Genomic DNA, 20,388 nt, shown 5'->3' with positions numbered 1-20,388 from the left:
GGCCTGACTTACCATTGAGGCATTAAAGACAGCGGTGCTTCTTCTAAAGCGGCGATCTGCTCTTTAAATGCAAGGACCTGACCTTCCCAGTATTTTGGCTCATTAAACCATGGAAAAGCGAGAGGAAATGCAGGGTCATGCCAACGTTTTGCTAGCCATGCCATATAGTGCACCATTCGTAGACCGCGAAGTGGCTCGATTAGTTTCAATTCTGCAGGATTAAAGTCGCAAAACTCTTGGTAAGCCTCTAAAACAATATCCAACTGCATCAGTTTGTCTTGGCGTTCACCGTTCAGTAGCATCCATAAGTCTTGTACTGCAGGGCCGTTACGAGCGTCATCCAAATCAACAAACATAGGGCCATCTCGCCACAAAATATTGCCTGGGTGGCAATCGCCATGCAAACGAATCATATTGAAGCCTTCTTGCCAGTGGCTTTCAATTGATTTGATCAGCATATCCAAGTCATTGAAGAAGCTGTTCTCCAAGTGCATTGGAATCATATTGGCGTTTTGCAGAATCTCTCTTGGTTGATACAGGTATTCTTGTAAGCCGATCGTAGGGCGATGTTGGAAGGCTTGGCGGCTGCCGACTTTATGGATTCGGCCAAGGAAACGCCCTACACCTTCGAGCTGATCTAAATTGTCAACCTCGTATTGGCGACCACCCACACTATCAAACAGCGCAAAAGCATAGCCTTGATAGTGATGCAGGGTTTCACCGTTGATGCGCACAGGTGGTGCGACGGGGATCTCATTGCCAATCAGCTCTAAAGTAAAGTCGTGCTCCTCTTGGATCTGTTCATTGCTCCAACGTTCAGGACGGTAAAACTTGACGACATAACGACGACGCTCTTCGTCAGTAAATTGATAAACACGGTTTTCGTAGCTATTGAGGGGAAGAAAGCCTGATTCTGCGCGAACGCCGATGCTTTCTAACGCGTACCACATAAAGTCTGGGGTAAGGGCGTCAAAGTTAAACATACTTTGGGACATATAAACAAAAAGGCTCATTACTGAGCCTTTTTCCATTAGTCATCGAAGTTATAGCTTCTTGATAAATCGGCTTTCCACTTCAATGGTGAATTCGTTGCTCTTATCGGTGAGTATAAACTGAATTGTCGTAATCGCAGAGTTTAGCTTGTCAGGATCGGCACCAAGACTCATTGGCTGGTTCAATACCTCACCTGGCTGGACCTGAATTGTCTGCTTACCATACCAGCTTACATCGGATAGCCCTTCAACATCCAACGAGTACTCTTGCACTTGCTGAGTTTTGTTGATCACCTTGAGGGTGTAGGTGTTTTCTACTTCGCCCGAGCTATTAACGCGGAACAGTTGGTTACGGTCGCGAATAACACTCATACCGGCTGGGTCTACCGCTGCAATTTGGGCAAAGAAAAGACCGACCATGACCAGTAGCACAGCTCCATAGCCCAGCAGCTTCGGACGCATGACTTTGGTACTCTTACCCGATAAGCGGTGCTCGGTGGTGTAACTAATTAGGCCCTTCTCGTAGCCCATGCGATCCATGGTGTTGTCACACGCATCAATACAGGCGCCACAGTTGATACATTCATACTGCAAGCCGTCACGAATATCGATACCTGTTGGGCACACCTGCACACACAAGTCACAATCAATACAATCACCCAAACCAAGTTGCTTTGGATCGGCTTTGCGCGGACGTGGGCCACGTTTTTCCCCACGTTTTGCATCGTAGCCAACGATGAAGGTGTCTTTATCAAACATGGCAGACTGGAAGCGCGCGTAAGGACACATGTGAATACACATGATGGAACGCATCCAACCAGCATTACCATAAGTACAAATGGCAAAGAACATTACCCAAAAGACGGGCCAGAAGTTGGCGTTAAAGGTGAAAAAGTCGATAACCAATTGCTTCATTGGCACGAAGTAGCCAACAAAAGTAAAACCAGTGGCGAGTGCAATGGCAAACCAAGCTATATGTTTGACGGTTTTACGCATCGCTAAATTCGCCGTCAGCTTATTGGAGTCTTGTTTACGGCGTTTATTGGCACTACCTTCGAGCTTCTCTTCAAACCAGATATACATGAAGGTCCAGACGGTTTGTGGGCAGAGATAGCCACACCAAACTCGACCTAAGAAGGTGGTAATAAAGAACAACCCAAACGCCGCGATCACAAACAGCAAGGCGAGTAGGGTAAGATCTTGTGGGTACAACGTGGTACCGAAAAAGTTGAACTGCTGGTTGCCAATATCGAGCAAGATCGCTTGACGTTCACCGTAAGGGATCCACGGTATCAAAGCGAAGAGAAGCAGTAAGAACCAACCACCGTAACGACGCAGTTTCTGGTAAGTCCCTTTGCTTTCGCGTACATAGATGCGATTACTTGGGTTGAACCGATCCCCGTTTCCTTTATGGGTTTTGGGATTATAGGTTTTAGGAGTCACATCTTTGATATCGATCTTGTCCTGACTCATGCACTCATCCTTCTTAGGCTTTTATAATGTACGGCGTCATTTCTATTGATGTCGCTCGATGACATTGCTGCTCGTTCCGTCATAAAGATGACCGAACATAATTATTTTAGTAAATACTGATGAACGGCGATTATACAATCAATAACAATTCCGTTTCTTTAACGCAGTCAATGTTTAACAACAAAAATCAGTACAGTTAACCTGATAATTGGCTGAACAGTTATAACCAATTGTGGGACTAAAAACTTTGGTTATAAAAAAGCGACTCACAGAGAGAGTCGCTTAAAGAATACTGGCTGTTGAGCTGGTTATTTGATGATGCCACGAGCGCGTAGGATCGCCGTTTTAAAATCGTCCTCTTGGTCTTTTTTGAGTCCAGGGATCATTTCATCTTTGCTGCTATTACGCATTTTAAGGTGGTAGATCAGTACATCGTCGGTCAGATCTTCTAGCTTTCCTTTATAGCCTGCTTCTTTTGCCAGCTTAACGATGAACTGCAAGAGGTTCAGCTCTTGATCTTTATGCCATTCAGGCTCTAGTAGCTCAAGCAGCTCTTCAATGCGATGACACTTCATTTCTTTCTCCACAGAATTTATAGGTGTAATTAGCAGTAAAGGTACCAAATTGCTTTGCTAAGACCAAATAGGAAAAACGATCTCTTTCACCGTGGTTTGTTCTAAGTCTTTGAAGTTTATGAGTAGCGCGCAAAGAAAAAAGCGCAGCTGGCGCCGCGCTTTTGATTAAGCTGCTTTGATAACTTTGGCCGGAACACTCGACATCATTGCTGTCTTCTCAACCAATGTCATTGCTGGCGCAACTTGCTTTGCCTTTGGTGCAGTAGTAAAGCCACTGCGGCGGCGCATTGCACTAGTATTAGTGTGTGCGAACCTGACTGTTGTTGGGCGCATTAATTTACCTAACTGTCAGGCATATCCATTGCCGATGTAATGGCCTGAATCATTATGAGCTAGGCTCCAACAAGATTGAAGAATCACTCTTCTGGCTCTCGCCAATCCAGTTAATGAGTCAGGAATACCGATATGCATGCATATCAAGTGTAAGATTAGCATCCTTGTAATAATTGGTCGATAGTTGAGCAATTGAATTGTTTAGATTTTGTCATTTTGTCGCAATGTTCGAGGCAATTTTTGTTTGATCCCACGATCAGCAGTAGTAGTATGAGATCTCGATGAAGGAGGTGCCTATGTCATTTTTGAAGAAGACACTTGCCAGTTTTGGGATTGGGAGCGCGAAGGTCGACTCAATCTTAAACCAAGACGTGCTATACCCAGGTCAAAGTGTGGATGTGTCTATCCATGTATATGGTGGTGCGACTGAACAAGCGATCGACAACATTGATTTAAAACTCTGTTGCCGCTACATCGCCGAAGCCCCTGATGACCGTGGTGCGCGAGAAGGATACAGCATGCGCCGAGTACCTCAAACTCATGTGCTTGCTAAGTGGAGTCTCCCTTACGCATTTACCATCCATTCCGGCGAAGAGCGTACCTTCGATGTTAAGCTCGATGTGCCTGGGAACACGCCTATCACCATTGGTGATGCCAAAGTATGGTTAGAAACCGGCTTAGACGTTGCCGCTGCTTTGGATCCGACTGATAAAGACATCCTCACCGTTCGACCTGATCCACTGATGGATGCGGTACTATCTGCATTTGAAGCGCAAGGTTTACGAATTCGCCAGGTGGAATGCGAGGAAGTGAAAGGATTCGATCTACCATTTGTGCAAGAGTTTGAACTGGTGCCAACCGACGGACCTTACCACGGCGTGTGGCGCGAATTAGAATTTGTTGCCCACCGCAGTGAGCAAGAGCTCAAGTTATGGTTTGAAGTTGACCGCACACGTAAGGGGCAAGGTGGCATGCTCGCGAGCTTACTGGGTAGTGGCAAACTCAAGCGAGAGCTGACCATTCCTGCCACGACTAAGCCAGATCAAGTTGGCGAACTGGTACTCAATTATCTCGATCAAACTACTGCCGTTCATGAGTCTTAATTTAAGCTTACACGTGTAAGCCTAATGTGCCATACTAGAGCAAATTTCAAACTCTAGTATAGGCGCATTGATGTCCGAGCTGCAGAAACCTCAATACAGTCAACGTGAAGAACTGGCCAATACCATCACCCACGGTATAGGGATGATTTTTGGTATTGTTGGCTTGATACTGCTGTTAGTTAAAGCCATAGACCATCAAGCTGACACTTTAACGCTTACCAGTATGGCGATTTATGGTGCGAGTATTATCGTGCTATTTTTGGCCTCGACGCTCTATCATGCGATCCCTTATCCCAAAGCGAAACGTTGGCTAAAAACCTTCGACCACTGTGCTATTTATCTTTTGATAGCAGGCAGCTATACCCCTTTCTTGTTAGTCAGCTTAAGAACACCTCTAGCATTTGGGTTGATGATCGTTATTTGGAGCATTGCGTTGATCGGCATCATCATGAAAGTTGCGTTCGTCTATCGATTTAAAAAGCTTTCTTTGATGACGTATTTGGTGATGGGATGGTTATCGTTGATTGTGATTTATCAATTAGCTATTAACTTGGATGTCGGCGGACTTACACTGCTTGCTGCTGGTGGAATTGTGTATTCACTAGGGGTAATTTTCTACGTCGCGAAGCGCATTCCCTTTAACCATGCGATTTGGCACGGCTTTGTTTTGGCTGGCTGCGTGTGCCATTTCTTTGCGATTTATTACTTTGTTGAGCCTATCTAGCCGATAGGCTCAACAAAGAATATTAAACACGTATTAGCGAGTTTTTACCTCTAGCACTTTGGCAGAAAACTGGTATTGCTGTGATTGCGGTACAGCCAATTTAATGCTCTTACCTTGTTCCGCTTGCTGTGGTCGCAGGTAGGTATCCGCCATGCGCTTGATGGATTGCCAAACCGTCACGTTTTCTTTTGCCAGTTGCTGACCAGACATATCAAACACTTGCACCTCAACTTCCACTTGAATGACAGATTGAGAGCTTTGGTTAGTGATTGATGTAGGTAAAATAAGCTCACCGCTTTGATAGCTTGCTGAACCAATCAATACATCCACACCTGAATCTGATAGCTGCATGGTTGGCTTTTTGGCGTTTACCACCACGGTCGTGCCAACGGTTTTCGTTACCACTGGAATTGTCGCAATCGCAGGAGCTGCGATTGTTTCAACTACGCTTGCTGTTGTTTGTGTCTCCGTCGCTTGCTGCGCCGGTTTTTTCATGACGTATTCCCAGGTAAAGTCATCGTTCAACTTCACTTCTCGACCATCGGCTAAAGTGATGACCTCGGCGGCGTATGTGGATGAGGCGGCAAGTAGGGTCGCCAGAGTAATCCATGTTTTCATTGTTATACCTTTTAATTAGAGTCTGCTTAGCGGCGCCAAAACGCAGGAAAGAACAGTACAAGAATAGTCAGAATTTCCAAGCGGCCCATTAACATCCCAAAGCTTAAGAGCCATTTGGCAGTATCGGGCAGAGGCGCGAAGTTGCCTGTTGGGCCAATCACACTGCCCATACCAGGGCCAACATTGGCAACGGCGGTGATTGAGCCAGAAATACTGGTCACAGGGTCGAGGCCTAGTGCACTTAAACAACCGGCGATAAAGATAATAGTGATAAAAAACATCAAGCCAAATGCCACCACTGAGCGAACAATATCATCATTCACCGGTCGCTGGTTATAACGCTGTACAAACACTCCTGAAGGGTGAATCAACTTCATCATTTGTTTGTTTAGCAGCGTCATTGCAATTTGGAAGCGGAAGATTTTGATCCCGCCAGACGTTGAGCCTGAGCATGCCCCCGCCATCATTAAGAATGCGAAAAGAGTGGTGGGTAATGCGCCCCATGCGGTGAAGTCTTCTAAGCCAAAGCCAGTTGTGGTGACGACAGAGACAATATTAAACATCGACACTCGCAGGGCATCCAAAATGGTGTACCCATCTCGAATCACTAGCCAAGCTGAAATCACTAAGCTTGAGAATACGAACAGGTACGCAAATCCTCTAACTTGAGCGTCGTTAACCAACACATCAATACGGCGTTTACGTAATGCGGCGATAAAGAGCAAAAACGGCAAACCACCTAAGAACATAAAAGTAGTGGCCACCCAATGTGCGCCATTAGAGAAGTGGTTCATTGACCCATCAGATGTAGAGTATCCACCCGTCGATAGCGTAGTAAAGGCATGGTTGATTGCTTCGAACAGGTTCATGCCGGTGACCAAGTAGCCCAAAATACATAAGCCTGTTAGCATCAAATAAACCGCTACGATGTTTTTGGCGACCGTTTTCGCTCTTGGACTACTTTTATCCGACCAATCTGATGATTCGGTTTGGAATAGCTTCATACCACCGACATTCAGCATAGGTAACACTGCTACCGCCATCACGATAAAACCAATGCCACCAAGCCACTGTAAAATAGAGCGCCACAGCAAGATGCTCGGCGCCATGTTGTCTAGGCCACTGAGCACCGTTGAGCCCGTCGTGGTGATACCCGACATCGTTTCGAAGTAGGCGTCGGTGAAGCTGATGTGGTTGATAAACACAAATGGCAAGGCGGCAAACGCACTCGCGATGGTCCAAACCAAACTGGTGATGAGGAACATATCGCGTACGCTGAGTTTGAACTTGGCGGTTCGACCTATCGTTAGGCAGATGAAGGCGGCAAGGTGCGTGATCACAACGGCTTGGGCGAAATCGAGGAATCCCCCCGTACCGGTAAAGAAAGCGACCAAAGTCGGCACGTACATAAACAGGGCCAGTTTGGATAAAACCAGCCCGATAACAAACAGTACGGGACGTAAGTTGACCATAGGAAAATCCTAGAGGAAAAATGGACTCGGTTGGAATAGCGCTTCGACGTCTGATACGTATTTTTTGTTGACCAGGAACATCACCACATGATCATCCTGCTCGATGACCGTACGGTCGTGGGCAATAAGAACTTCTTCGCCACGAACGATAGCACCAATGGTGGTCCCAGGTGGAAGCTTTATATCTCCAATCGCACGTCCAACCACTTTAGATGTACTTTCATCACCGTGAGCGACGGCTTCAATCGCTTCCGCAGCGCCGCGGCGAAGTGAGGATACGTTTACGATATCAGCGCGACGAACGTGCGTTAGCAAGGCTGAAATAGTGGCTTGCTGAGGTGAGATTGCTACATCAATTACGCCGCCTTGTACCAGGTCTACATAAGCGCCACGTTGGATCAGCACCATCACTTTTTTAGCGCCCATGCGTTTTGCCAACATTGCAGACATGATGTTGGTTTCATCTTCGTTGGTCAGCGCGATGAAGACGTCGACTTGGTCGATGTTCTCTTCCGAGAGAAGCTCTTGGTCTGCCGCATCACCGCAGAACACGATGGTGTTTTCTAGTTGCTCAGAGAGCTTTTCTGCACGCTGGTAGTTACGCTCAATCAGCTTCACGCTGTAAGTTTGCTCTAGGCGTTTTGCCAAGCTTGCGCCGATGTTACCCCCGCCAACAATCATGATGCGGCGGTACGGTTTTTCTAGGCGCTGAAGCTCACTCATCACTGAGCGAATATGATTACTTGCTGCAACGAAGAACACTTCATCGTCGGCTTCAATAATCGTGGTGCCTTGTGGGCGAATCGGGCGACCCTGGCGGAAAATAGCTGCCACACGGGTATCAATGTGCGGCATGTGCTCACGCAAAGCAGATAGCGCATTACCCACCAACGGGCCACCATAGTAGGCTTTCACCGCCACTAGGCTGACTTTCTGTTCAGCAAAGCTCACCACTTGCAGCGCGCCTGGGTATTGGATCAGACGTTCGATGTAGCTCGTAACGAGTTCTTCTGGTGCGATAAGGTGATCAACAGGAATAGCGCCAGATTTAAACAGGGCTTCTTTTTCTGCCAAGTATTCTGGAGAGCGAATACGCGCAACGCGGTTTGGGGTATTGAATAGAGTGAACGCGACCTGACAGGCGGCCATGTTGGTTTCATCAGTGTTGGTTACTGCGACGAGCATATCGGCGTCTTGCGCGCCAGCTTCGTGTAGCACGTCTGGATGGCTCGCATGGCCATTGACCACACGTAGGTCGTATTTGTCCTGCAATTCACGCAGTCGGTCGGCATTATTGTCGACGATGGTGATGTCGTTGTTTTCACCCACTAGGTTTTCTGCCAGTGTGCCGCCAACCTGACCTGCACCAAGAATAATGATCTTCATACTCTTTTCTCGTATCTGAAAAAGGCGATTGAAATCACTTCAATCGCCCTATTTAGCATGCTGTTACGCGTGTGTTTTAGTTAGCACTGCGTAGTAGAAACCATCCATATCTTCTTCGCCTGGTAGAATTTGACGACCAGGCTGGTCGGGATCAGAATCCAGCAGTTGCGCATCCGCGGTACGTGCTAAAAACGCTTTTACTTGCTCCACGTTTTCTTGCGGTGTGATTGAACAAGTCGCGTAAACCATTGTGCCGCCGGGTTTCAGTTGCGTCCACATGGCATCAAAAATTTCACTCTGTAGCTCTGCTAATGCGGCGATGTCGTCTGCACGACGTAGCCATTTGATGTCTGGGTGACGACGAATCACGCCAGTCGCAGAACATGGGGCATCCAGCAAAATGCGATCAAATTGCTCGCCTTGCCACCATTCTTGTGGATTACGCGCATCACCGCAAACCACTTTTGCCTGAAGGTTGAGACGCTTCAGGTTTTCATGCACACGTTTCAGGCGTGTGTCGTCGCAGTCAATCGCGACCACTTCACTGCCCGACGTGCGCTCTAGAATATGCGCAGTCTTGCCACCTGGCGCAGCACAGCAATCTAAAATCAGTTCGCCGTCTTGTGGTTTTAGGTAGTTGATCGAGAGCTGCGCCGCCGCATCTTGGACCGAAACCCAACCTTTTTCAAAACCAGGTAGCTTCATCACATCACATGGTGCGGCCAATTTTATGGCGTCCATTGCTTCTGTGTGTGGCGTGCTATCAATGTTTTCATTTTTGAGCAGCGCAAGGTATTCATCACGAGTGTGGTGTTGATGGTTCACACGCAGCCACATTGGTGCTTTTTGGTTGTTCGCATCAACAATGCTTTCCCATTGCTGTGGGTAGGCCTCTTGCAGCAGTTTTAGTAACCAGCTTGGGTGACCGTACTTGCCAGCGTTGTTGCTGACGGCCATTTGGTCGAGTTCTTCTTGGTTGCGCTGGTAGTTACGCAATACCGCGTTAATCAAACCACGCAGACGAGGACCTTTCAGCTCTTTAGTGCCTTCAACCGTTTCACCGACTGCTGCGTGCGCAGGAATACGCATGAAGCTCAGTTGGTAAATACCAACCAGAATTAGGTGATGGAATACACGTTGTTTGCCTTTGAGCGGCTTATCCATCAACTGGTTTGCGATCATTTCTAGGCGAGGGAGGTAACGTAGCGCACCGTAACAGATCTCTTGTAACAGAGCGTGGTCACGAGGTCGTACCGTTTGTTGAGCCGCTGGAAGAGCGCTTGAAAGTGAGTGGCCCTTGTCGACGACAAGATACAGGACGTTAGCAGCCGCAGCGCGAACATTCATGATGAGTACCTTAAAGTAAAGGAGGGCATCTCTGCCCTCTAAAAGTTCGTATAATCGGGGATAATAACCCCTAGTATGGCTTAAACCAGCAGAGTGCCAACTTCAAACCAAGCCGCACGCGAATTCAGAATATCCTGAACTGACATGGCTTTTTTGCCAGGAACTTGCAGTTGCTCTAGCACCAGTACGCCGTTGCCTGTCGCAACATAAATACCGGTTTTATCTGCTTGTACGATGGTGCCGGCTGGCTTGTCACTGGTTTGCTCTGCCACACGGCTTTGCCATACTTTGATGCTGTTTTCTGCCGCCTCAAAGTGGCTCATTGGCCATGGGTTAAATGCACGAACGCAGCGCTCAATGTGCGCCGCATCGTCGTTCCAGTTGATGCGTGCTTCTTCTTTGCTGAGCTTTTTCGCATAGTTCGCTAGCTCATCGTCTTGCTTCACTGGCACTGCTTTACCCGCAGCAATGTCTACTAGGCAGTCAATCAGGGCTTCTGGACCAAGCTCAGCCAATTTTTCGTACATTGAAGCGCTGGTATCTGTCGCTTCGATTGGCAGAGTTGCAATCTTCAGCATATCACCAGTGTCGAGACCGATGTCCATCTGCATGATGGTCACGCCAGTTTCTGCATCGCCCGCCCAAATAGAGCGTTGGATTGGAGCCGCACCACGCCAACGAGGTAGGATAGAACCATGTACGTTGATACAACCCAGTTTAGGTGTATCAAGAACCGCTTGTGGCAGCAGCATACCGTACGCCACGACAACCATGAGGTCGGCGTTCAGATCGGCAAGTTCTTGTTTCGCTTCGTCGGACTTAAAGCTTTCAGGTTGGTAAACCGGGATATTGTGTTCTAGCGCCAGTTGTTTTACCGGTGGCGCAGCCAATTTTTTGCCACGACCCGCTGGACGATCTGGGTTTGTGTAAACCGCGATGACTTCATGCTCCGAAGACAACAACGCCGCCAAGTGACGGGCGGCGAAATCCGGAGTACCTGCAAAGACAATTCGTAAAGACTGACTCAAGGTAGACTTCCTTCTAATTGGTATGGTTCGAGATTAAGCGTTTTGCTGCTTCTCGTTAAAGCGTTTGATTTTTGCTAGCTTGTCCTGAATGCGTTTGCGTTTCAGTGGCGATAGGTAATCCACGAACAGCTTACCTTGTAAGTGATCAAGCTCGTGTTGAACACAAATCGCTAGCAGGTCGTCGGCTTCAAAGGTGAACTCTTTGCCATCACGATCCAGTGCTTTAACGGTAACTTCTGCAGCGCGAGGCACAAGTGCGCGCGCACCTGGTACCGACAGACAGCCTTCTTCGATGCCATCTTCGCCACGCTTTTCCAGAATCTCAGGGTTGATTAGCACCATCGGCTCATCGCGAGTTTCTGAAATATCAATCACTACGATACGTTTGTGGATATCAACCTGCGTTGCAGCAAGGCCAATACCTTCTTCGTCGTACATGGTTTCAATCATGTCATCGACGATTTTTTGAATCTCAGGTGTCACCGCTTCAACAGGCTTTGCGACTGTGCGCAGGCGATCATCCGGGAATGTTAATACTTGTAATACAGACATATTCACTCGAAATATTGAACTGTGCCGAAACAGCACAAACCTTGTTGGCTCAATTCTAGACATTTTATAGCCTAAATGACAGCATCCTTGCACCAATTTCCATTCTGGTTCCTGCTTAATAGACCAAGGACGAGGGTCATGAATCGAATTTTCCGCAACGTTGCCAGTGTTACGTTGCCGTTACTTTTCTCTTTCAACGCTGTAGCAAATGTGGATGCGAACCCACTGACTGTTAAAGATGATGCGCCACAAACATATGTAGTTGTGAAGGGCGATACGCTATGGGATATTTCGGCCATGTACTTGGATAGCCCGTGGTTGTGGCCTCGTTTATGGCAAGTAAACCCGGAAATCGATAACCCTCATTTAATTTATCCCGGAGACAAGCTGTCTTTGGTATGGATTAACGGTCAGCCCGTGTTGAGCCTAAAACCGGTTAAGAAGCTGAGCCCGAAAGCTCGCATCACAGAAAAGAAAGCCGTACCAACGGTCGCGGAAGGTTTGGTGATGCCTTACCTCAAATCGGATCGGTTGCTAGATAAAGATTCGTTGAACAATGCTGCAAAAGTGATGGGTAGCAGCAAAGGCAGTAAGTATCTGACTACAGAAGATGTGCTGTATATCAATGGCAATCAGACCGCGACAGGTTGGGCTATTTACCGACCAGTAGCTACCTTTTCGCGTGACGATGTGTCCGAAGAGATTACCGCGCTGCGTTTGATTGCCAAAGGCGAGCTCGTTGAAGCTTCGAGTGATTATTCAGGTTTGAAGCTTACATCGCAAATGCAAGAAATCCTACGTAACGATATCGCGTTGCCAAATCAATCGGTTGAGAATACTGACTTCACGACTACGTTCTATCCGCTGCCGTCGCCACAAGGCAGTTCTGCAAAGTTGCTAGGTAATATCGAAGGTATTCGCTTTAGTTCAACTAACCAAGTCGTGGTGATTGATAAAGGCACGTCAGATAATCTCAAGCAAGGCAGTGTGTTTGATTTAAAAGAAGACGCGCACCCAGTTTACAAAGACGGCGATGAGTTCAAGAAAGAGTTTGGCGTGCTTGATAAGAAAATCACTTTGCCTCAAAGCAAAGTTGGTGAGTTGCTGGTCATTCGTCCTTATGAGTACTTTAGCTTGGCACTGATCACTAACAGTAAGAAACCCATTAACCAAGATATTTCGGTGGTGTCACCGTTGGCGGACGAATTAACCATCGATGAATCGACGAAATAACGATGATCTCGCTGCCTGGTTAAAACTGAGTTGTTTGCCAGGCATTGGCGGCGTCAAAATGAATAAGCTACTGGCAAGAGACACGCCACGTAACATCGTAAACTTCTCTCCTGAACAGCTACAACAACTTGGGTTAACAACTAAGCAAATTCAAGCTTGGGCTTCAACAGATAAAGAAGTCGATGCTTGTTTAAGCTGGCTTGAAGCTTCTACAAATCATCATATCCTGACACTGACTGACCCGCATTATCCACCTCAACTCAAACAAATCGTTGCGCCGCCACCTCTGCTTTTTGTGCAAGGAAGTTCTACTTGTCTCTCTCAGCCACAAATCGCGATGGTTGGCAGTCGAAATGCGAGTATTGATGGATTACAGCATGCACGTCAGTTTGCTGCAGAGTTTGTTCAGCACGATTTTATTGTCACCAGTGGTCTCGCTTTAGGCATTGATGGTCATGCGCATGATGGTGCGTTGCAAGCGGGTGGTAAGACGATTGCGGTGCTAGGATCTGGCTTAGCAAATATTTATCCGGCACGTCATCGTGGTTTAGCGCAACGTGTTATTGAACATGGGGCTTTGGTGTCTGAGTTTCGGCCTAATGCCAAGCCGCGCCCAGAAAACTTCCCGCGTCGTAATCGTATTATTAGTGGATTATCGCTTGGTGTACTGGTCGTCGAGGCGGCGAAAAAGAGCGGCTCGTTAATTACAGCTCGTTACGCGCTTGAGCAAGGTCGAGAAGTATTTGCGCTGCCAGCGTCAATTAATGCCCCCAATGCCTGCGGTGGAAACCAGTTGATACGTCATGGCGCTTGCCTCGTAGAAAAGACGAAAGATGTCTTAGATGAAATACAGTCCTTGCTTGATTGGTCTATTAATCAGAGTACCGATTTATTTTCTACGTTAAATGATGAAGAAGAATTGCCATTTCCTCAGCTGTTAGCTAACGTAGGAAGTGAAGCTACACCGGTTGATATTCTTGCAAACAGGACCAATATACCTGTCCAAGAAGTCATGATGCAGCTCTTAGAGTTAGAACTCTCTGGGCATGTCGTTGCGGTTTCAGGTGGCTATATTCGAAAGGGGAGGGGCTAGCTATGATGATGGATATACTGATGTATCTATTCGAAACCTACATCCATAGCGATGCAGAGTTACAGGTCGAACAAGACGAGTTGGAAGAAGAGTTGCTTCGTGCAGGCTTCCAACAAAAAGATATCTACAAAGCCCTTGTCTGGTTAGAAGAGCTTGCCGCATTGCAGCAAAGTGACACCTCTTCTGCAATCTCGACTTGCATGGCTTCGTCATCAACTCGTATCTACACAGCGAAAGAGATGCAGCGTTTAGATTTGGAATGCCGAGGATTTCTATTGTTTCTCGAGCAAATCAATGTGTTAACCACAGAAACTCGCGAAATGGTGATTGACCGAGTGATGGGATTAGAAACGAGTGAGTTTGAGCTTGAAGACCTCAAATGGATCATTCTGATGGTGCTGTTTAATGTGCCTGGCAACGAAAACGCTTACACGCTAATGGAAGAGCTGTTGTACACCAAGGAACAAGGGATTCTTCACTAACCATCTGGGCAAGTTCGAGTTTAACTAGAATAAACGCGAGCTTGTCTTTTTGTGTGTTTTTCACGAAACGGTAAGTATGAGTAGTAAAATCGACAACACCCTTTTCTCTGCCCATGAACACGCTTTGGAGCACGAGCCGTGTCCAAAATGTGGTGGTGAGCTGACCCTCAAACATGGCAAACACGGTCCCTTTCTTGGCTGTAGCCACTACCCAAGCTGTGATTACATCAAAGCCCTGCACAACAATGATGGACACATCGTGAAAGAGTTGGGTGTGCCTTGTCCTGAGTGTGGCAATGAGTTGGTACTCCGCCAAGGGCGCTACGGCATGTTTGTTGGTTGCAGTAACTATCCGGCGTGCCATCATATTGAGTCGATTAATCAACCAGAGCCAGAAAAACAGTCGCAAGAGCATCAAGCGTGTCCTGAATGCGGTAAAGGTCATTTAGTTGAACGTAAGACGCGTTTTGGTAAAACCTTCTACGCATGTGACAACTACCCTAAATGCAAATTTGCTGTGAACCTTGCTCCGGTCAAGGGGCGATGCGAAGAGTGTGGTTTTACTCTGTTGGTGGAGAAGAAACTTGCCAGTGGTGTGAAATTGCAATGTGCCAACCGTAAGTGCCAGCACACCCAACAAGGGTAAATACATCAAAGGAATTAAAAAGGGTCGCATCGTGCGACCCTTTTTTTATTTTTTTGCTGCCAAACGTTAGTGTTGAGGCTGTTTAGCGAACGCTTGCACGGCTGGGAAAGCTATTGGGTCTAAGATGTCTGCCAGAGCGCACAACCTACGGTGCAATTCTCCTGGGTAGTCGCCACACACGTTGATGTGTCCCATCTTGCGACCTGCACGTTTCTCTTTGCCATACCAATGAAGGTGGCAACCATCCATTGATAACAATGCTTCTGGTAGTGTGTCTTCACCAAGAATATTGATCATTGAGGTTTCACGAACTAATTTCGTACTGCCTAATGGTAAGCCGCACACTGCGCGCAGATGATTTTCAAACTGACACGTTTCTGCACCTTGCTGTGTCCAGTGACCAGAGTTGTGCACGCGTGGAGCAATCTCATTCACTAAAAGTGCCCCATCGACATCAAAGAACTCAAGCGCTAATACGCCAACGTAATCTAGGTTATCTGCGACTGCCGTGAACATTTGCTTTGCTTGTTCCTGTAACCCTGGCGCATCAAGCGCAGTAGAAAGACTCAATACACCGTTGGTGTGGACGTTCTCTGCAAGAGGATACACTTCCACACTGCCATCTTTGCTTCGAGCACCAACCAGTGATACTTCGCGGTTAAAAGGAACAAACTCTTCAGCAACAATCGCTTGAGTTGGTGTTGCCGCGATGCACTCTGCCATCTCAGTCCAAATGTCGTCGACTTGAGAAGCTTCTTTTAAGCGCCATTGGCCTTTACCATCGTAACCACCTAATGCACTTTTCAGAACCATTGGCATACCAACGTGTTCAATTGCGCGGTCAAAGTCTTCACGAGTTTCAATGACGTAGTATTTCGCGTTGCGCACGCCAGCATCATCAAGCAGTGCTTTTTCAATACGGCGATCACCACCTGCTTTGATGGCTTGCGTACTTGGTAGGAACTTGCCGCTCGCTTCGCAAACCTTGAGCACGTCATGTGGAATATGCTCGAACTCGGCAGTAATCACATCAACTTGCGTAATCGCATTTTCCAAGCCATGGCCAAGTACCTGTTGAGTTAAAGGGTGAACGACATCACCGCTGCTGACATCGTAAGCTGAAATTTGAATATTCAGTGGCGCACCAGCCAGAGACATCATACGAGCCAACTGACCCGCACCAAGAACCAGTACATGCATCTGATTAATCCTCTGCAGGGTTTGGATTTGCGAGAACTGTTTCCGTTTGCTCATTACGGAATGCTTCTACCTTCGCCATGATGTTTTCATCATGAGTGCCTAGGATTTGCGCTGCTAGGATACCGGCGTTTGCTGCGCCCGCTTCGCCAATCGCCAATGTACCAACCGCAATTCCCTTTGGCATCTGTACAATAGAAAGCAGTGAATCCATACCTTTCAGTGCACGAGACTGAACGGGAACCCCAAGCACTGGCAAACTAGTAAACGCCGCCGCCATACCTGGTAGGTGGGCTGCACCACCTGCGCCTGCGATGATAACTTTGATGCCGCGTTCTTTTGCGCCACTAGCGTAGTCAGCCAGTAATTGAGGAGTTCGGTGTGCTGACACGACTTTTGTTTCGTAAGGCACGCCAAATTGGTCTAGCATGTCCGCTGCTAGTTTCATGGTTGGCCAATCGGATTTAGAACCCATGATGATACCGACTTTCATCTCAAACTCCTTTAAGCTGCAAAAATTAGGTGAGCTATAAATTTGTGCGCATTATACGGGGATTTTTATCTCAAGCAAACGTTTGCGTTTTGTTGTTGGCGCTATTGATACATTTTATAAAAAAATTGCTTTAGTGTCTGAGAATGAATATTTGTACACTTAGTGAAAACAACACAGTCAAACAAATAGGAAGTAATCGGTGGATAACTTTGAACAAGTGCTCAACGCACTCAAGCAAGGCGAAGTGATTGCCTATCCAACAGAAGGGGTTTTTGGTGTCGGATGTGATCCAGATAACCCAGAAGCAATTCAAAAGCTATTAGAGCTCAAGCAGCGTCCGGTAGAAAAAGGGCTGATTCTCATCGCGGCAAGTTATGATCAGCTCTTGCCTTATATTGATGAATCTCAGTTGACTGAAGAACAATTACAGACTGTTCATGCCACTTGGCCAGGCCCATACACTTGGATCATGCCAGCGAGCGATAAAGTATCCAACTGGGTTTCAGGGCAGTTTGATTCAATTGCGGTTCGTGTGACTGATCATCCTTTGGTGCAAAAAATGTGTAATGCATTCGGAAAGCCGTTAACCTCTACCAGCGCGAATCTTTCCGGCTTACCACCGTGTATGACCACGGAAGAAGTCGAAGAGCAGTTGGGTGATAAGCTGGTCGCCATTCTTCGTGGCGAGACCAGCGGTCGTGATAAACCCAGCGAGATTCGTGACGCCAAAACTTCACAAATATTAAGACAGGGTTAACCCTGCTAACCAGCCATCATTAGGTTTCACGTAATAGGTAATAACGTATGTCAGCGATCGATAAGCACGCCGTAAAGCAGTTCTTGATGTCACTTCAGGACTCCATTTGTCAGCAGTTAGAACAAGAAGATGGAAAGGCCGTCTTTGTCGAGGATGCATGGCATCGTGAACCGGGCGAACGTCTTGGTGGCGGTGGGCGCTCACGTGTTATGCGTGATGGCCTTGTTTTCGAGCAGGGAGGCGTGAACTTCTCGCATGTGGAAGGGAAAGAAATGCCAGCATCTGCGACAGCGCATCGTCCAGAGCTAGCGGGTCGTCGTTTTGAAGCGATGGGTGTTTCTTTGGTTATTCACCCTAAAAACCCTTATGTACCGACTTCACACGCCAATGTTCGCTTCTTTATTGCAGAAAAAGATGGCGAAGACCCAATTTGGTGGTTTGGTGGTGGTTTTGACCTAACGCCGTTCTATCCATTTGAAGAAGATTGCCAATCATGGCACGATACTGCAAAACTGCTTTGTGCGCCATTTGGTGACGATGTTTACCAAGAGCATAAAGCATGGTGTGACAAATACTTCTTCCTACCACATCGTAATGAAACTCGCGGTGTTGGCGGTTTGTTCTTTGATGATCTAAACCAGTGGGAATTTGATAAGTGTTTTGCTTACATCAAAGCAGTCGGTGAAGGCTATTGCCAGGCTTACTTGCCGATCGTTTCTCGTCGTAAAGAGTTCAAGTATGGTGAGCGTGAGCGTGAATTCCAACTATATCGTCGCGGCCGTTACGTAGAGTTCAACTTAGTGTATGACCGTGGCACCTTATTTGGTTTACAAAGTGGTGGGCGTACTGAGTCGATTCTGATGTCAATGCCGCCGCTCGCTCGCTGGGAGTACTGCTACGAGCCAGAAGCGGGATCGCCAGAAGCTGAACTTTACGAGCGATACCTAACGCCCCGAGAGTGGTAAGCACGGAATCTCCTTTTCTATATAGATAGATAGTGATAGGGTCATCTGTAATCAGGTGGCCCTGTTTTCTCTATATCTAAGTAAGGAGCAAAGGTAAGGAAATGACCCAGCAAATCGATCGCTATGCCGTGTTTGGTAATCCTATCGGACACAGTAAGTCGCCATTCATTCACACCTTGTTTGCTCGTCAAACTAATCAATCTTTGGTGTACACCGCAGAAAGTGCACCTGTTGATGGTTTTATTGACGCGGCGAAGGTGTTTTTTGCTGAAGGTGGCAAGGGGTGCAACATCACTATGCCATTTAAAGAAGATGCTTATCAATTTGCTAGTCGATTGACAGAACGGGCTCAGTTAGCAGGCGCGGTAAATACCCTCAAGAAGTTAGACGATGGTGAAATCATCGGTGACAACACTGATGGTGCAGGTTTAGTGCAAGATCTGCTTCAGCATCAGGTTGTATTGGAAGGCGCGCGAATCCTAATTATTGGCGCTGGTGGTGCAGCTCGTGGTGTTATTAAGCCACTACTTGATCAAAAGCCGACCTCTTTAACCATTACCAACCGTACCTTTAGTAAAGCACAGGAGCTTGCAGAGCTGTTTGTCTCTCACGGTCCTATCCTCGCCAAAGAGATAGCAAGTATTGATGAAGAGTATGATGTCATCATTAACTCCACATCCGCTTCTCTTAGTGGTGAACTGCCGACTATTTCATCCTCCATCTTTGCCGCTAACAGTACAAGCTATGACATGATTTATGGCAAAGGGGTGACGAGCTTTAACTTATGGGCAAAAGAGAATGGTGCCGCTCATGCGTATGACGGTCTTGGAATGTTAGTTGGGCAGGCTGCGGAAAGCTTTATGCTCTGGCGTGGCTTACGTCCTGGTGCCAAACAAATTCTCAGAGAACTAAGAAAGAACCTTGAAGGTCAATAAGCGATGAATCAATCCATCTTATTCCCAGATATTCAATCATGGGATGAAGTATCACAATCGGTAAACTTTTCGGCGCAACAATCAGGCGCACTAATAGAGTGCTTTGTGACGAAACAAAAGTTAGAAAAGCTCAGTGGTTCACTGATTGAAACTGAGCAAGCGGCAATTAAAGTGTTTACTGATTACCGATTCGACCTAGAAGAAATGGCTGAAGAGCTAATAGAAGATGAAGCCTTCAACGAAGAAGGCCATATCATCATCGGTTAACAGGGCTTTAGTTCAAGTCTTTTACTTCATTTAAGTAGTCGTTTTTGTTCTGCACATAGTTGTTGGCAGACTTTTGCAAGAAAGCTCGTTCTTTTTCTGATAGAGGGCGAGCTTGTTTTACTGGGCTTCCAACATATAAGTAGCCACTTTCTAATACTTTCCCAGGTGGCACTAAACTGCCTGCTCCGATCATCACCTCTGACTCAATTACAACAGCATCTAAAACAATAGCTCCCATACCAACCAAAACACGATCGTGGATCTCACAACCGTGCAGCATCACTTTGTGGCCAATCGTAACGTCATTACCAATAATCAATGGGTAGCCGTTTGGGTTTTCGGCGTTCTTATGGGTGACATGCAAAACACTGCCATCTTGAATATTCGTTCGATCACCAATGTGAATGTGGTTTACATCGCCTCGCGCTGCTACCAATGGCCAAATGCTAGAATCATCGCCAATTCGGATATCACCGACTAAAACAGAGGTTGGGTCAACGTAAACACGCTCACCAAGTTCAGGCTTTATACCTTTGTAGCTTCTCATTGAGCTCATCTTTTTTCCTTATTCAGGGCGATTACAGGGTGTATGGAGGTAGAATAGTAGTGAAAACTCGCCTTTTAGAATAAAAAACACCCAAACGATAAAAAAATCAAAAAAAACGAGAAAAAGGGCTTGCCAATGTGATCGCAATCTCTATAATGCCACCTCGCTGA

General features: G+C 46.9%; 23 protein-coding genes. 10 read left to right on the top strand and 13 right to left on the bottom strand.

From position 1 onward, the window contains the following. Positions 1-8: 8 nt before the first annotated feature. From R7P72_RS18885 to R7P72_RS18870, 4 genes are all read right to left on the bottom strand, one after another. On the bottom strand, positions 9-995 hold the full coding sequence (locus tag R7P72_RS18885) for a serine/threonine protein kinase (protein WP_005379037.1): 987 nt from the start codon (positions 993-995) through the stop codon (positions 9-11). A gap of 48 nt (positions 996-1,043) precedes the next feature. Then, positions 1,044-2,465 (bottom strand): cytochrome c oxidase accessory protein CcoG, encoded by a 1,422-nt coding sequence (gene ccoG / locus R7P72_RS18880; protein WP_238972168.1) that lies wholly within the window; start codon positions 2,463-2,465, stop codon positions 1,044-1,046. 308 nt (positions 2,466-2,773) lie between these two features. Then, positions 2,774-3,040, bottom strand: a complete 267-nt coding sequence (locus R7P72_RS18875) for a YihD family protein (protein ID WP_005379040.1) — start codon at positions 3,038-3,040, stop codon at positions 2,774-2,776. Between the two features lie 165 nt (positions 3,041-3,205). Next, positions 3,206-3,373 carry a hypothetical protein gene (locus R7P72_RS18870; protein WP_005379043.1) on the bottom strand — a complete coding sequence of 56 codons (168 nt, stop codon included), beginning with the start codon at positions 3,371-3,373 and terminating at the stop codon, positions 3,206-3,208. Between the two features lie 296 nt (positions 3,374-3,669). On the opposite strand from R7P72_RS18870, the gene R7P72_RS18865 reads away from it, so the two are divergent. Continuing rightward, positions 3,670-4,476, top strand: coding sequence for a sporulation protein (locus R7P72_RS18865; RefSeq protein ID WP_238972167.1), 807 nt, complete (start codon positions 3,670-3,672; stop codon positions 4,474-4,476). A 70-nt stretch (positions 4,477-4,546) separates the two neighbouring features. Beyond that, on the top strand, positions 4,547-5,200 hold the full coding sequence (trhA, locus tag R7P72_RS18860; protein WP_005386658.1) for a PAQR family membrane homeostasis protein TrhA: 654 nt from the start codon (positions 4,547-4,549) through the stop codon (positions 5,198-5,200). Positions 5,201-5,233: 33 nt separating this feature from the next. On the opposite strand, the gene R7P72_RS18855 is transcribed toward trhA, so the two are convergent. From R7P72_RS18855 to def, 6 genes are all read right to left on the bottom strand, one after another. Beyond that, on the bottom strand, positions 5,234-5,818 hold the full coding sequence (locus tag R7P72_RS18855; RefSeq protein WP_005379050.1) for a DUF3157 family protein: 585 nt from the start codon (positions 5,816-5,818) through the stop codon (positions 5,234-5,236). Between the two features lie 26 nt (positions 5,819-5,844). Continuing rightward, positions 5,845-7,290 (bottom strand): TrkH family potassium uptake protein, encoded by a 1,446-nt coding sequence (locus R7P72_RS18850; RefSeq protein ID WP_005386656.1) that lies wholly within the window; start codon positions 7,288-7,290, stop codon positions 5,845-5,847. A gap of 9 nt (positions 7,291-7,299) precedes the next feature. Beyond that, a complete protein-coding gene (gene trkA, locus R7P72_RS18845; protein ID WP_005379062.1) occupies positions 7,300-8,676 on the bottom strand; it encodes a Trk system potassium transporter TrkA in 1,377 nt (458 codons plus the stop codon). Between the two features lie 63 nt (positions 8,677-8,739). Then, on the bottom strand, positions 8,740-10,023 hold the full coding sequence (gene rsmB, locus R7P72_RS18840; protein ID WP_005379065.1) for a 16S rRNA (cytosine(967)-C(5))-methyltransferase RsmB: 1,284 nt from the start codon (positions 10,021-10,023) through the stop codon (positions 8,740-8,742). 80 nt (positions 10,024-10,103) lie between these two features. After that, entirely contained in the window at positions 10,104-11,051 is a 948-nt protein-coding gene (gene fmt, locus R7P72_RS18835) for a methionyl-tRNA formyltransferase (RefSeq protein ID WP_005379066.1), read from the bottom strand. Between the two features lie 33 nt (positions 11,052-11,084). Continuing rightward, on the bottom strand, positions 11,085-11,603 hold the full coding sequence (gene def, locus R7P72_RS18830) for a peptide deformylase (protein ID WP_005379068.1): 519 nt from the start codon (positions 11,601-11,603) through the stop codon (positions 11,085-11,087). Between the two features lie 138 nt (positions 11,604-11,741). On the opposite strand from def, the gene R7P72_RS18825 reads away from it, so the two are divergent. The 4 genes from R7P72_RS18825 to R7P72_RS18810 all read left to right on the top strand — a co-directional run bounded on the left by R7P72_RS18825 (position 11,742) and on the right by R7P72_RS18810 (position 15,057). Further along, on the top strand, positions 11,742-12,836 hold the full coding sequence (locus R7P72_RS18825; protein WP_005379070.1) for a LysM peptidoglycan-binding domain-containing protein: 1,095 nt from the start codon (positions 11,742-11,744) through the stop codon (positions 12,834-12,836). Further along, entirely contained in the window at positions 12,820-13,929 is a 1,110-nt protein-coding gene (gene dprA / locus R7P72_RS18820; RefSeq protein ID WP_005379072.1) for a DNA-processing protein DprA, read from the top strand. The genes R7P72_RS18825 and dprA overlap by 17 nt, the downstream gene beginning before the upstream one ends. Positions 13,930-13,931: 2 nt before the next feature. After that, a complete protein-coding gene (locus tag R7P72_RS18815) occupies positions 13,932-14,411 on the top strand; it encodes a DUF494 family protein (protein WP_005379074.1) in 480 nt (159 codons plus the stop codon). 76 nt (positions 14,412-14,487) lie between these two features. Next, a complete protein-coding gene (locus tag R7P72_RS18810; RefSeq protein WP_005379078.1) occupies positions 14,488-15,057 on the top strand; it encodes a type I DNA topoisomerase in 570 nt (189 codons plus the stop codon). A 66-nt stretch (positions 15,058-15,123) separates the two neighbouring features. Here the strand turns inward: R7P72_RS18810 and R7P72_RS18805 are convergent, their stop codons facing one another. Beyond that, a complete protein-coding gene (locus tag R7P72_RS18805) occupies positions 15,124-16,257 on the bottom strand; it encodes a 5-(carboxyamino)imidazole ribonucleotide synthase (protein WP_213907442.1) in 1,134 nt (377 codons plus the stop codon). A gap of 4 nt (positions 16,258-16,261) precedes the next feature. Then, a complete protein-coding gene (purE, locus tag R7P72_RS18800) occupies positions 16,262-16,747 on the bottom strand; it encodes a 5-(carboxyamino)imidazole ribonucleotide mutase (RefSeq protein WP_005379082.1) in 486 nt (161 codons plus the stop codon). Positions 16,748-16,946: 199 nt separating this feature from the next. Between purE and R7P72_RS18795 the strand changes: the two genes are divergently transcribed. The 4 genes from R7P72_RS18795 to R7P72_RS18780 all read left to right on the top strand — a co-directional run bounded on the left by R7P72_RS18795 (position 16,947) and on the right by R7P72_RS18780 (position 19,671). Further along, positions 16,947-17,504 carry an L-threonylcarbamoyladenylate synthase gene (locus tag R7P72_RS18795; protein ID WP_005379084.1) on the top strand — a complete coding sequence of 186 codons (558 nt, stop codon included), beginning with the start codon at positions 16,947-16,949 and terminating at the stop codon, positions 17,502-17,504. A gap of 47 nt (positions 17,505-17,551) precedes the next feature. Beyond that, positions 17,552-18,469, top strand: coding sequence for an oxygen-dependent coproporphyrinogen oxidase (gene hemF, locus R7P72_RS18790; protein WP_005379086.1), 918 nt, complete (start codon positions 17,552-17,554; stop codon positions 18,467-18,469). A gap of 101 nt (positions 18,470-18,570) precedes the next feature. Continuing rightward, complete coding sequence (gene aroE / locus R7P72_RS18785) at positions 18,571-19,404, top strand: shikimate dehydrogenase (RefSeq protein WP_005379088.1); 834 nt, start codon at positions 18,571-18,573, stop codon at positions 19,402-19,404. 3 nt (positions 19,405-19,407) lie between these two features. Further along, positions 19,408-19,671: a DUF1488 domain-containing protein gene (locus R7P72_RS18780; RefSeq protein WP_005379090.1), complete on the top strand. Its 264-nt coding sequence runs from the start codon at positions 19,408-19,410 to the stop codon at positions 19,669-19,671. A gap of 7 nt (positions 19,672-19,678) precedes the next feature. On the opposite strand, the gene R7P72_RS18775 is transcribed toward R7P72_RS18780, so the two are convergent. After that, positions 19,679-20,227 (bottom strand): gamma carbonic anhydrase family protein, encoded by a 549-nt coding sequence (locus R7P72_RS18775; protein WP_005379096.1) that lies wholly within the window; start codon positions 20,225-20,227, stop codon positions 19,679-19,681. Between the last annotated feature and the right edge of the window lie 161 nt (positions 20,228-20,388).

The sequence above is a fragment of the Vibrio sp. Vb0888 genome (genome assembly GCF_033338835.1).
GTDB lineage: Bacteria > Pseudomonadota > Gammaproteobacteria > Enterobacterales > Vibrionaceae > Vibrio > Vibrio alginolyticus.
The sequence above is the reverse complement of the archived record's forward strand: the minus strand, read 5'-3'. Positions and strand labels throughout refer to the sequence as shown.